A 12,363-nucleotide genomic window follows, 5' to 3' on the forward strand; every position below is an offset into this window, starting at 1 on the left:
ACTTTCACTATCTGATTCTGAGTCACTTTCACTATCTGACTCAGCTTCACTCTCACTATCTGACTCAGCTTCACTCTCACTTTCTGACTCAGCTTCACTTTCACTTTCTGACTCAGCTTCACTTTCACTTTCTGACTCAGCTTCACTCTCACTTTCTGACTCAGCTTCACTTTCACTTTCTGACTCAGCTTCACTCTCACTTTCTGACTCAGCTTCTGCCTCAGATTCAGCATCGGCTCTTCCTACTCCTACTCCAACACCTACTCCTACAGAATCTGACTCTGAATCACTTTCTGTTTCTGCATCGGCATCAGCCTCTGCTTCAGACTCACTTTCACTATCTGCTTCGGCTTCTGATTCAGCTTCTGACTCTGATTCACTCTCACTATCTGCTTCAGACTCACTCTCACTTTCTGATTCAGCTTCTGCTTCTGCCTCAGATTCAGATTCACTTTCATTCTCTACATCTGCATCTACACAAGCATCTGCATCAGATTCACTTTCTGCTCCTGCTAAAGCTGCTGCTATAGATTCAGATACAGAATCTGATATAGCTGCAACTAAAGCATCTAAATCAATGTCAAAATCAATACCACTCATTAACATTCCTCCTTTTTGTTGTTTGGTATATATTATGCATTAAGGAAAAAAGTGTTACAGAGAATAAAAATTTTTTCGACTAAAATCTCTGAACAAAAAAGAACTTAATTAAAATATGATCATATTTTAATTAAGTTAAAATAAAGCATAAATTCAATTATTAATCTAAATCAGAAAATTTCAATACTAAAAGGCTCAGGACTACAAACTCCAGTTAAATGTTCTGTATGACTCTCTATCTTCTCTCCATTAGAAGTTATAATCATTGTAGCCATATCTTCTTTTACAAGTAATTCAAATTCACATTCTCCTCTATCTTCTTCATTAACATACAACAGAGCACTACCACTGACCTTAGCTTCTTCTGATTGTTCATCATAAATAATATCATCAACCTCACCTAAAGATGAAGGAGATAATAATAACTCTATAGTCTTCTCTCCTACATTATCTTTATGGAAATAATAAATGAAATTCTCCTTATTATCTCCCTCATTATGAACTACCATGGATAACTCAGTTATATTAACTTTACTTACTGATAACATTGTTCTTTTACCCATTACATTAATTCTAATTTTTCTCCCATATCCATATACATTACATTTTATATCATCTTGATAATCTTCACTATAAGCAACTTTCTCTACATTATTAATGCAATTGCTATTATCTACTTGCTCTGTATCTTGTAATCCAAAAGCATCTAAATCATCTCTATCTTTAAATCTCTTTCTTTTATCATTTTCAAAAACTACAATAGCACATATGCAATCAATTGATATATAAGTTCTTTCACATCCTCCTTGACCCTTTTCTCTATCATCAACTAATACAACTGTAGAACAATCAATAATCTCACAGATACAACCTCTATGCCTACAGCAATTACCACCAGCTTGAATTATAATAGTAACTAACTCTGCTTTAACCTTTAAATGCTCTAATAACTTTATTAATTCTTTACTGCAATAGCATCCTTCAATCAATCCACTCATCTATTCACCCCTCCTTTCCTACGTTATAATACGACATACTTCAATAATTTGTGAATAAAAGGAGAAGACAAAATCCTTCTTTCAAAGGATAAAGTGATTAACTATAAAATTCGTGAATCTAGAATAAAGTGTAACCATGGCGCTATATAGAGATATTACGACACTTTTTATAATGATAAATTTACTAGCCACAGGTTTCAACCTGTGGTGATGATGACATGTTACACTACGGGTTAAAACCCTATAATACTTTTAATTTTCGCTCAATTTCAGATTGCTGATTGGAATCTATATCCTTAGAATCATCCTCTGCCTCTTGATTTTCATCTATATAAATATCGTCACCTAAATTTTCTTCTTTTTTAGCTGCTATCTCCTTATCTCTATCCTGTTCTTCTCCAACAGATGAGCTATCATCAACTTTTGCGATACTAACCTGATCATCTAAATTATCATCATCTTTACTATATCTAGTTCTTTTTCCTCCACCATTATGTAAATTAACAGCTACTATCTTGTTAATTGATATCTTAATCCGACTATTATCTTCAGTTATTAATACTATGAAATCACTATGAACTTCACATAAAACACCGACCATCTTACAGCAATCTGAACCACTAATAACTGTTACTTCGACAAAATCAAAATTCTCTGCATGTCTAGCTAACTCATCCTTAAAAATATGTGATTTACTGATATTATTGTTATAATTACTAATAAAAATATCTTCTTTCTGCTTAAGCAACTCCTCTCTCAACTCATTTTTCAACTCTACCTTCAACTCTTTTTTTAAATTATGTATTAATTCTCTTTCAAATTCATTTCCTTGATTACGTTCTCTTTTAGACAATATTCTTTCACCTCCTGTCTTTTCTTTAACTTCTTTAGAATCTACTTTTAAATCTATCTGATTTAATAAATCTACTAGTTTATTAAGCTCCTTTTCACTAATATCAATATTTGAAGTATCAACTTGAGAGAAATCATTTAATGAAGGAGTAGGAGGGTTACTTACCATTGGATTCTTCTGATTTAATAATTCATTTACTAGCTCTTCTAATAATGATTCTAGAAGTTCTAAATCGTTATTACTATTAGCCATTCTTAGACCTCCTTCCTAATGAAAAATTTTAAGTTAACTGATTAGATAATATATATTATCTAATCAGTTAACTACTCCAAGGCATTACTTAATCTCTATGGCCATGACCACATTTTTTAGCTGGATGAACTATAGCACAGATTTTATCTAATAAAATATAAGTTCTTACACATACATGATTACTATCAATTAATACTACAAAGCAATCATCTATTTCACAGATGCATCCTGTTACATCACAACAACCTTCACCTGATTGAATAATAATATTTACTTCCTCACTAGTATCTTTAATTTTATTTAATAATCTAATTAAATCATCTCTACAAGAATCATATCCTTGAATCTCAACTTCACTCATCTATTTTCCCTCCTTTCATCTAAAACTAATACATACTATGACTCTATATCAGAATATGTTAATAAAAATAATGACTAGACTTCTATAGAACTATTATCTACCACAGCAACTATTTGCTGGATGAACAACTGCACATATCTTATCTAATAAGATATAAGTTTTTCTACAAATATCATCACCATCTACCAATACTAGAAAGCAATCATTAATCTCACAGATACAACCTGTAAAATCACAACAACCCTCTCCAGACTGAACAATGACATTCACCTCTTCATTTGTATCCTTGATCTTATTCAATAGTTTCTTTAATGACTTAATACAAGAATCACGCCCATCCCATCTGACTTCCTCCATGGTATCCCTCCTCTCTTCTTATTTGCTATATAATATGATTATCTCTTTAAATGTGTTAAAAAAAGAAGAGGTAAGAATATTCTTACCCCTTCATATAAAGATTGAATTTTATAGATTTTTGTTTGAATATCACTAGAAAATTATCTAATCTCTATGACCATGACCACATTTTTTAGCTGGATGAACTATAGCACATATCTTATCTAATAGGATATAAGTTCTTTCACATACATGATTACTATCAATTAATACTACAAAGCAATCATCTATTTCACAAATACATCCTGTAAATCTACAACACCCTCCTCCTGCTTGACAAATAATAGCTACTTCTTCACTAGTATCTTTGATTTTATTCAATAACCTAATTAAATCATCTCTACAAGAACCACCTCTACGAGAATCACATCCTTGAATTTCAACTTCTTCGCTCATCTCTTTTCCCTCCTTTCATTAAAAACTAATACATTCTATGACTCTAGATTAGAATATGTTAATAACTAATTACTTAACTACTATCCAATTCAATAATAAGCACCTTAGTTAATAACAACAATTAATTTACAAAAAAGAGATAAGAATAATCTTATCCCTCTACCTTAAGTATTTGATTTTATAAGTATTACTTCCTAATATTCGTCACAACAACTTTGTTGTGCTGGATGAACAAGAGCACAGATACAATCAAGTAAGATATAAGTCCTAATACAAGTTCCACGCTTTGTGTCAATCAATACTACAAAGCAATCATCTACCTCACAGATACAGCCTGTAAATTCACAGCAGTCTTCTCCCGATTGAATAATAATATTAACTTGCTCATCGGTATCCTTTATCCTCTCCAATAAACACCTTAAATCATCTCTACAAGTATTCCCCATCCTCAAATACCTCCTTATTATTAATCATAGATAATTGAATTTTTATCTTTTAACAGTATATAATATGACCGCTTTAGTTAATCTGTTAATAAAAGATTCTGTAAATATATATAATTTAAGTTATATAGACTAATATTTTCATTAAAATTAACTAATTTGATGGTGACTATTTAATAGATATAATTCTCATCAAATAAATTAATGTAAGCATCTCTAATCTCATCTATATCTATACTAGTCTCTTCTTTTGCTAAATAACTTTTATTATACAGGTCTTCTATCAAATAATATAAATATACTCTATAAAAAAAATATAAGATTATCGTAAATAATACGATTATAAAAAGCTCTCCCCACATTGGATAATTAACCTCCCTTTTAACATTTATATATCTGTTTTATTATATTTTATGAAAAAAATTCAAATAATGTTAAGATAAAATTTTTTTACCACAAATAATAAAAGAGTAGATTTCCATTTAAATGGCAATCTACTCTTTTATAAAAATCAATAACCTAAATCCGCAAATTCTTGGGCAAACATCTTACCATAAGGACCACCATCAATAATACCAATTCCAACATGGGTATAATCAGAATGGAGGATATTATCTTTATGGCTTTGGCTATTCATTAACTCCCTATGTGCCCATTCTACATTAGGAGCTCCTGCTATGTTCTCACCCGCTAAGTAATAATCAACCTTTAACCTCTTCATCATATCAAAAGGTGAACCATAATTAGGGGAGAAATGGCTAAAATAATCTTCATCAATCATATTTTGACTCTTAGCTCTAGCTATTTGAACCAATTTAAAATCAATTTTCAGAGGATTTAAACCTTCCTTAAGCCGTTCATCATTTATCATTTTTAGCATAATCTCTTCATCTCTAGTCAATGAATAAACCTTCATCTCTGTCCAATCCTTATTATCTGTAATCTCTATTGGAGGGGGCTGATGATCTACAGGGCTTTCTTCCTGTGATAGCGAATCATTACTCTGCTCATTATTACCAGTTTGAATAGCAGAATTATCAATTGGTTCAGCTATAGATTCTGATGTAGGATTCTTATCCCCTACCATCTTCCCTAGAAAAAATAATGCCAAAAAAGCTTTGAAAATATTAAAAATATTACCATTTAAATCTAATCCTCCAAAAGCATAAGCAGTACCTGTGCTAACTAAAGTTATTGTTGGCATAATCAGTGCAAAAATAAGTATCCATGTTATTATGTTTTTTACCTTCATTTACTCCCTCCTGTACTTCTATGCTTAGTTTTATTATAACATACAGTAATTTAAAAAGAGAATGTAACTTATGGTAGTATAATAAAAAAGCAGACATAAGTCTGCAATTAATCAAATTATATAAATTAAAAGGTTATATTCAAAGCAGTTAAGACATTATTTATTTTATTACAGATTGTACTCTTATCAGAACCTGCAAAAAGTAGACCTACAGCCTCATTATCCTTATTTACAACTAGTGAGCCACTATCTCCGGGTTTAGAGAAAGGCTCTGTTATAATCTGATCTGTAAAGACAGCAGATTCTTCAGCAGATAATTGAACTTTAATAGTAGCATTAACAGCCTTGATCTTAGCTGATGTCAAGCCACTTGTTCTCCCACTCTTTTTGACTAACATCTTCAATTCTGGTTCAGCTATTCCCGCTACTTCTCCAATACCCAAAATCTCTGGATCAATCAAATCGGGATCTTTTGGTTTGGCAACAGCACAGTCAACTTTATTATTTATTGATGAACGTTTAACCTCATAAGGTGCACCTATTAATCGTCCTAACCCCTTTAATACTTGATTAAATCCCGACATTAAAGGGCAAGCAGGCGGTTGATCATTATAAATAGGTATAAAACGTTCCAAATAAGCTATTACATCTTCCTGCTCATTACCACCATCATAGCTACCTGGTTGTAAGATAGGGTCTCCTTTACTTGCCCTACCATCACTACCATTTGTAATATTAGCTAGAACATGATTATTTGATAAGATAAGCGGTTCTCCAGTCTTCTTATCTTTAACTACTGCTCCAAAAGTCCCCGCTGTAATCTTATAATGACCGATACTGACTCCTGGTTGAGCAGGTCGTAGCTTAGTTATTCTCATTTTATCATCATTTGCCAATAACTCAACTTTACCTACCTCAATAACATCAGTCTTCTTATCCTCTAAACTCTGGGGTATAATATGCCCATCAGTCAAATTCTGAGCATCAACCTTACTCTCTACCAAGACTACAACACACTCTTCATTAGTCTTTCTGCCTCCAACCTCCTTATATCCTTGACCTACTCCAACTACATTATCTAAAGAAAGAATATTCTCTACATATTTATCTATTATGTTCTTAATATCATCCATTCTTCTATGTCCCCCCTTTCAGTTAATACAGTATATTCACCAAGCTTACTTTTGTGATAAGGGGGAATAAAAAATCTATTATATTTATATCTTCTGCTATTAAAAACTGATACAATAGAGAGAAATTGCGACACTTTTTTATAATGATAAATTTACTAGCCACAGGTTTCAACCTGTGGTGATGATGACATGTTACACTACGGGTTAAAACCCGTAGCTAAAACTTAAATATAACAAAAAAAGAAAACTAGCTGTAACCACTGGTCACAGCTAGTTTAAAAGTTTAAAAACTTAAACACTAATACATCCAATCTTCATATTATTATCTTTAATCTTCACTTCAACAGTTTCCGTTAACACATCTGCATAACTATATGAAATACGTCGAGGGGTTTGATCTTCATCAACTTTAACTACAAATACCTTTGGATATGTTTGTTCCAAAATTCCTTCTTTTTCAATAATCTTACGCCGACCTTGATTGGCTTTTAATCTCACCTTTTTTCCAACAAAGGAGTCTAAGTCACTCTTAATTTGACCTAAAATATTATCTGACATGTTGACCCACCCTTCTGGAATTACTATTACTAATTATACCAAAATTAAAGAAATAAGTCAAATAAACTAATTTCCTTATATGCTAATAATTACTTAGTATATCTATCAGCAACACTAGAGGCTCCATAAGCTAAAGGCTTAATTTTTGCTTTATACCCACTGCCAACTACCATTCCTACAACTTCATTAATTAATTGCTTAGTCTTTCCTCTTCTCCCTACATCCAGATGAACCTCTATATCCAAATCCCAAATAAGCTCATCTGCTGATATTTTATCTTTTAACTTGCTTGCTAACTCTAAGCTTCTTGCAGTCTCATAATAGATTCTCTGCTGAAAGGTCAATTGTGGATTTAATTCATCTTTAATGTAATAAAACCTAGCTCCTTTTCCTTCACGATAGATTATTATAGTAGTTACCAGTACAATTTTCTCACTTGGTTGAGAATCACTACCAATAATCAACTGATAGTTACATTCAGGTAGACTCTGCACAAAATCAACAATGCTACTGTAGGTCTGTTCAAAACTCAACTTCCCCTCTGTAGGGCTGATAAATACCATTTACTCTCCTCCAGTTAAATTGAATAAAGCATTACTCAACTGAGCAAAGGTTTCGATACTCAATTTTTCTGCTCTTCTTCTTGGGTCTATCCCTACTTCCTCCAATGCTTGGTCGATTAAATCACGATTCAAATTCATGTAAGGTGCTTTACTTAAAGAGTTTCTAATCGTCTTTCTTCTTTGATGAAAAGCTGATTTAACCACCTTAAAAAAGAATTCTTCATCTAATATCTCAAGATTTTGTTTATCTTTTACCTTTAAATCCACCACAACCGATTCGACCTTAGGCTGTGGTATAAAGACAGTAGGAGGTACTACAAAGGCAATCCTTGGATTACTATGATACTGTACTCCAATAGATAAGATACCATAATCTTTACCTCCTGGTGATGCTACCATTCGCTCTCCTACCTCTTTTTGAATCATTACTACTATCTTCTCTACATCAAAACCTTCCTCCAATAATCTCATAATAATTGGAGTAGTAATATAATAAGGTAGATTAGCTACCAGTTTAAAACTGCCATCAACTAATTGGGAAAAATCCACCTCTAAAGCATCACCATGCACTATCTCTATATTATTATATACATTTAGAGATTCTTTTAATACTGGAATTAAGCGATCATCTAATTCAACTGCAATTACCCTAGCACCTGTCTCTGCCATCTTCTGAGTCAAAGATCCAATTCCAGGACCAATCTCAATTACTGTATCCTCCTCTGTTAAGTCAGCTGTTTCTACTATCTTATTTAGAATATTATTATCAATTAAGAAATTCTGCCCTAGACTCTTCTTTAATTGTAATTTATGTTTACGTAAAATCTCTTTTGTATTACTTGGATTAGCAATTTCCATCTTTAACACCCCTAGTTACCTTTTCTAATGCTAATATAAACTCTTCTCGAGTTATGCCATAATTATTCAATCTATTTAAGAACTGCTTACCATTAGCATAACCAATCCCTAATTCATTACCAACTTTATCTCTCAACTCTCTAGAGTCATAACCACCTATTAAACCTAAAGCAACCAGATCATCCTTAATAAACTTCTTCTCTTCTTCTTGATAATCAACCTTAGCCTTAGCTAATGCTTCTTTAATAGCCTCTGGACTGGCATTCTCAATCCCTATATCACCAGCTTTGATAGCTTTGTTCTGGGCTAAATAAGCATCTTTACAGCCAGGTACTGCCTGTTTTATTCTTCTTCTAATCTGCTCTCCAGCATGGTCTGGATCTGTAAAGATAATGACCCCCCTCTTCTGTTGAGCTACTCTTATCCTAGTTAAGACACTTCTAGATAAGGAAAACCCTTGTGTGATAATCACTTCAGCATCTACTGCCTTCTTGACTGCATCTAAATCATCTCTACCCTCTACTACTATAACCTCTTTTATCATTCTGACCTCCTTAAACAATTCTTTCTATTAGTCTAATTGATTCTAGATTTATTAAACCTAAATTCTTAATTATTTCTTAATAAAGTGCAAAGGTTGCCATGAACAACATAGCAACCTTATACTCCCATCTATTCTTCGTTAACCTTAACTTCTCCTTTATCTCCTCCACAAGAATCTCTAACAATAATATTGGTTTTTACTATTTCATGATAATACTCTGTAGGCTCTTGATTGATTATATTAATTAAGCTTTTAGTAGCTGTACTCCCTAGTTCAAAGATATTGATATCCACTGTTGTTAAGGCAGGGGCAATTAACTGTGATAGAGGGTTATTATTAAAACCTACTACTGCTATATTCTCAGGAACCTTTAAGCCTAACTCCTTAATCCCTAAAATAGCTCCATAACCCATTAAATCATCAACAGCAAAAATAGCTGTTAATTCAGGATAAGATTCAAGTAACTCTCTAGTATATCTAGTGGTTAAACCATGATGTCCTGTTGTTTGAATGATGTAGTTAGAATTATATTCTAGTCCATTATCCTCTAAAGCACGCCTATATCCCTCTAGTCTATCTCTATAAACTATATATTCATTATTTCCTGTTATCACACCGATCTTCTCATGTCCTAAACCAATTAGATATTCTACTAATTTTTTGCTCGATTCAATATTATCATTATTTACCCAAAAATTATCATTTTCATCTTCTGGACGCCCCACTATAACAAAAGGAGTCTCTAATTCCTTTAATTCACTAATTAAAGCATCATTACTTTTAGCCCTTAAGATTAATAAACCATCAACTCTCTTACTCCTTACAGCTTTAAGTGTGGCTTCAAGCTCCTCCTTTTCACCATTACTAGTAATAAGCAGTAGGCTATATTCTTTATTTTGGGCCACTGAACCAATACCTCGTAATATTTCAGAATAAAAAGGATCAGCAAAGGCTTCTTCAGTGGAATAGGGCATAACCAACCCCAAAGTATTAGTCTTCTGCTTGACTAAGCTTCGTGCAATAATATTAGGATGATAACCAATCTTCTTCATTGATTCTTTGACCTTCTTTTTTGTCTCACTACTGATTCTAGGATGATTATTGATAACTCTAGAAACAGTAGAAGGAGATACCCCAGCATTCTTTGCAACATCTTTAATAGTAGGCATAATTCCCTTCCTCTCTTAAGCTAATAATTAATATTACTAAATAATATAAAAGTAAAATTTTTCTCTTAAATTAGATATACTTTTCTTATAAACTCGATAATAGACTAACTTCTACTTCAAATATATTACTAATCTTATAAAATATCTATCTATATTAATCGTCAAAAATAACTTTCAAAAGTAATAGTTAAACAGAACTTATCTCCTTGAAAATTTTTATCTATAAACCTTGATAAGATTTCATTAATAAAAACTACTATTCCACTGATTTAATAAATTAAATAATATAATTTTGATTTCTATTTACCATTATATCAAAGTTTCCATTTTAACTAAAGTAGATTAAACATTATTAACATTGAAAGAATGAAATCACACTTCATAAATAACTATATAGAACATTAAAAATTTTAAAGTTTAGAAATATAATATAAAACCTTTATCGCTTTCTATATAGACAATCTCATTACATACCTGAAATTATCTTCTCAGCAATCTCCTGGATTTCAGTAGCTCCTTTAGCAGGCTTTAGATCTCCAGCCATAACACTTTGTAATACTGGAGTAATAGCCTCATAAACTGCTTTCCTTTTTAAAATTACTGGCACAGGTTTAGCAGTTTTTAACTGCTGAGCAGAAACATTCATAAGCTGGTCTTCTGTTATAATTGCTAAATCATAAAGAGATTTATTTGTTGGTAGTAACTTATGCTTCTCAACTAATATTTTCTGAGCTTCTTTGCCTGTCATAAACTTGATAAATTTTAAAGTAGCAATCTGCTTATTTTCTGGTAAATCAGATAACATAATATATCCACTACCACTTATCATAGATGGAGCATATTTTCCAATATTTTTAAACTTGGGCAGTGAAGCAACTCCTAACTCAACATCATCATCTTCAATATAATTTTTATAAGAGCAATCCCAATTAACAATAAATGCTCCTTTTCCTTCCTTAAATAAACTATCCATTAAATCATAATCTGTTTTTTCTGGGAGAATCTTATCTTTAAATTTTAAATCATGAACAAACTGTAAAGCTTCTTTAGTAGCCTTAGTATCTAGTATTAAATTATTATCTTTATCGAGTACCCAAGCATCCTGAAATGCTATCCACCAAACTGCTTCAATCCAAGGAGATAACAAGCCATATTGATCTATTTTCCCATCATTATCTATATCTTTGTTTAAATCTTTGGCTATAGAAATTAATTCTTCCCAATTTTTTGGCACTTCATCTACTAATTTCTTATTATAAAATAATACTAAATTACTCATAGTAACTGGCACACCATAAATATGACCCTTTAAAGTCATAGTAGGTAATGCATTTTCAACATACATATTCTTCATCTCTTCACTCATTAAAACATCTAAAGATTGTGCAATTCCCATTATAGAAAATGGTCTAATATCATCAAAAGAACTAAGTGTCAATGTTGGTCCATTCCCAACTATAAATGATCTTTGAGTATTTTGTCTTAACTCTTTTGCTTCCATATGTGTTCTTTCAACTTTAATATTAGGATATTTCTTCTGGAATTTTTCAATCAATTGGTCAATTGTATGTCCAACAACTGGTCTTACATCTTCCCATAGCTTTATCTTTACCTCACTAGATACTTCTCTTAAATCCAATTCTAGAGATTTCTTTTCTAATTCTTTAGCTTGCTTAACCTCATTACTAATATTCTGTTGCTTTAGGACTTGCTTACTAGAATTACAAGCAGCTACTAACAACAACAGCACAAAAACCATAACTAAAATACTTATAATTCTTCTCTTCATTCTGTCCCCCCTTTTATTTTATATAGAAATCGGACTTTAAAATAAAATTTAAATATAGCATTATAGAATGATAGTGCGACACTTTTGAGTTGATAGTTGATAGTGTATAGTGGATAGTTAAAGGACTAAAAACCTATATTTAAATGGTTTTGAACTTAACTATCAACTGTCAATTATCAACTATACACTGAAGTAAAA

15 protein-coding genes are annotated in these 12,363 nt (G+C 31.7%); all 15 read right to left on the minus strand.

What is annotated here, in order from left to right:
* A partial coding sequence (locus ACTCDL_RS13555) for a hypothetical protein (RefSeq protein WP_463177870.1) occupies positions 1-600 on the minus strand: 600 nt, incomplete at its 3' end.
* 170 nt (positions 601-770) lie between these two features.
* Positions 771-1,598, minus strand: a complete 828-nt coding sequence (locus ACTCDL_RS13560; protein WP_463177873.1) for a hypothetical protein — start codon at positions 1,596-1,598, stop codon at positions 771-773.
* Positions 1,599-1,839: 241 nt separating this feature from the next.
* Positions 1,840-2,703 carry a hypothetical protein gene (locus ACTCDL_RS13565; protein WP_463177875.1) on the minus strand — a complete coding sequence of 288 codons (864 nt, stop codon included), beginning with the start codon at positions 2,701-2,703 and terminating at the stop codon, positions 1,840-1,842.
* 88 nt (positions 2,704-2,791) lie between these two features.
* Positions 2,792-3,064: a hypothetical protein gene (locus ACTCDL_RS13570; protein WP_463177878.1), complete on the minus strand. Its 273-nt coding sequence runs from the start codon at positions 3,062-3,064 to the stop codon at positions 2,792-2,794.
* A 93-nt stretch (positions 3,065-3,157) separates the two neighbouring features.
* Complete coding sequence (locus ACTCDL_RS13575) at positions 3,158-3,421, minus strand: hypothetical protein (RefSeq protein ID WP_463177881.1); 264 nt, start codon at positions 3,419-3,421, stop codon at positions 3,158-3,160.
* Positions 3,422-3,565: 144 nt separating this feature from the next.
* Positions 3,566-3,856, minus strand: coding sequence for a hypothetical protein (locus ACTCDL_RS13580; protein WP_463177884.1), 291 nt, complete (start codon positions 3,854-3,856; stop codon positions 3,566-3,568).
* 194 nt (positions 3,857-4,050) lie between these two features.
* The gene (locus tag ACTCDL_RS13585) at positions 4,051-4,302 is read right to left on the minus strand and encodes a hypothetical protein (RefSeq protein ID WP_463177887.1); all 252 of its coding nucleotides are present in this window, start codon (positions 4,300-4,302) and stop codon (positions 4,051-4,053) included.
* Between the two features lie 508 nt (positions 4,303-4,810).
* Complete coding sequence (locus ACTCDL_RS13590; protein WP_463177890.1) at positions 4,811-5,551, minus strand: CAP domain-containing protein; 741 nt, start codon at positions 5,549-5,551, stop codon at positions 4,811-4,813.
* Between the two features lie 125 nt (positions 5,552-5,676).
* On the minus strand, positions 5,677-6,684 hold the full coding sequence (locus ACTCDL_RS13595) for a chymotrypsin family serine protease (protein ID WP_463177894.1): 1,008 nt from the start codon (positions 6,682-6,684) through the stop codon (positions 5,677-5,679).
* 291 nt (positions 6,685-6,975) lie between these two features.
* Entirely contained in the window at positions 6,976-7,242 is a 267-nt protein-coding gene (locus tag ACTCDL_RS13600) for a Veg family protein (RefSeq protein WP_097017839.1), read from the minus strand.
* An 89-nt stretch (positions 7,243-7,331) separates the two neighbouring features.
* Positions 7,332-7,805 (minus strand): ribonuclease H-like YkuK family protein, encoded by a 474-nt coding sequence (locus ACTCDL_RS13605; RefSeq protein WP_463177897.1) that lies wholly within the window; start codon positions 7,803-7,805, stop codon positions 7,332-7,334.
* The gene (gene rsmA / locus ACTCDL_RS13610; protein WP_463177900.1) at positions 7,806-8,663 is read right to left on the minus strand and encodes a 16S rRNA (adenine(1518)-N(6)/adenine(1519)-N(6))-dimethyltransferase RsmA; all 858 of its coding nucleotides are present in this window, start codon (positions 8,661-8,663) and stop codon (positions 7,806-7,808) included.
* Entirely contained in the window at positions 8,650-9,207 is a 558-nt protein-coding gene (gene rnmV / locus ACTCDL_RS13615) for a ribonuclease M5 (protein ID WP_463177903.1), read from the minus strand. The genes rsmA and rnmV overlap by 14 nt, the downstream gene beginning before the upstream one ends.
* 128 nt (positions 9,208-9,335) lie before the next feature.
* Positions 9,336-10,376 carry a LacI family DNA-binding transcriptional regulator gene (locus tag ACTCDL_RS13620; RefSeq protein WP_463177908.1) on the minus strand — a complete coding sequence of 347 codons (1,041 nt, stop codon included), beginning with the start codon at positions 10,374-10,376 and terminating at the stop codon, positions 9,336-9,338.
* A gap of 466 nt (positions 10,377-10,842) precedes the next feature.
* Entirely contained in the window at positions 10,843-12,165 is a 1,323-nt protein-coding gene (locus ACTCDL_RS13625) for an extracellular solute-binding protein (protein WP_463177911.1), read from the minus strand.
* Between the last annotated feature and the right edge of the window lie 198 nt (positions 12,166-12,363).

It is taken from the genome of Orenia sp. (assembly GCF_055140805.1).

Bases quoted from the DNA above. Each gene is read 5' to 3' on its own strand.
- ACTCDL_RS13560 (WP_463177873.1), bottom strand. From the start codon at position 1,598: ATGAGTGGATTGATTGAAGGATGCTATTGCAGTAAAGAATTAATAAAG.
- ACTCDL_RS13565 (WP_463177875.1), bottom strand. From the start codon at position 2,703: ATGGCTAATAGTAATAACGATTTAGAACTTCTAGAATCATTATTAGAA.
- ACTCDL_RS13570 (WP_463177878.1), bottom strand. From the start codon at position 3,064: ATGAGTGAAGTTGAGATTCAAGGATATGATTCTTGTAGAGATGATTTA.
- ACTCDL_RS13575 (WP_463177881.1), bottom strand. From the start codon at position 3,421: ATGGAGGAAGTCAGATGGGATGGGCGTGATTCTTGTATTAAGTCATTA.
- ACTCDL_RS13580 (WP_463177884.1), bottom strand. From the start codon at position 3,856: ATGAGCGAAGAAGTTGAAATTCAAGGATGTGATTCTCGTAGAGGTGGT.
- ACTCDL_RS13585 (WP_463177887.1), bottom strand. From the start codon at position 4,302: ATGGGGAATACTTGTAGAGATGATTTAAGGTGTTTATTGGAGAGGATA.
- ACTCDL_RS13590 (WP_463177890.1), bottom strand. From the start codon at position 5,551: ATGAAGGTAAAAAACATAATAACATGGATACTTATTTTTGCACTGATT.
- ACTCDL_RS13595 (WP_463177894.1), bottom strand. From the start codon at position 6,684: ATGGATGATATTAAGAACATAATAGATAAATATGTAGAGAATATTCTT.
- ACTCDL_RS13600 (WP_097017839.1), bottom strand. From the start codon at position 7,242: ATGTCAGATAATATTTTAGGTCAAATTAAGAGTGACTTAGACTCCTTT.
- ACTCDL_RS13605 (WP_463177897.1), bottom strand. From the start codon at position 7,805: ATGGTATTTATCAGCCCTACAGAGGGGAAGTTGAGTTTTGAACAGACC.
- rsmA (WP_463177900.1), bottom strand. From the start codon at position 8,663: ATGGAAATTGCTAATCCAAGTAATACAAAAGAGATTTTACGTAAACAT.
- rnmV (WP_463177903.1), bottom strand. From the start codon at position 9,207: ATGATAAAAGAGGTTATAGTAGTAGAGGGTAGAGATGATTTAGATGCA.
- ACTCDL_RS13620 (WP_463177908.1), bottom strand. From the start codon at position 10,376: ATGCCTACTATTAAAGATGTTGCAAAGAATGCTGGGGTATCTCCTTCT.
- ACTCDL_RS13625 (WP_463177911.1), bottom strand. From the start codon at position 12,165: ATGAAGAGAAGAATTATAAGTATTTTAGTTATGGTTTTTGTGCTGTTG.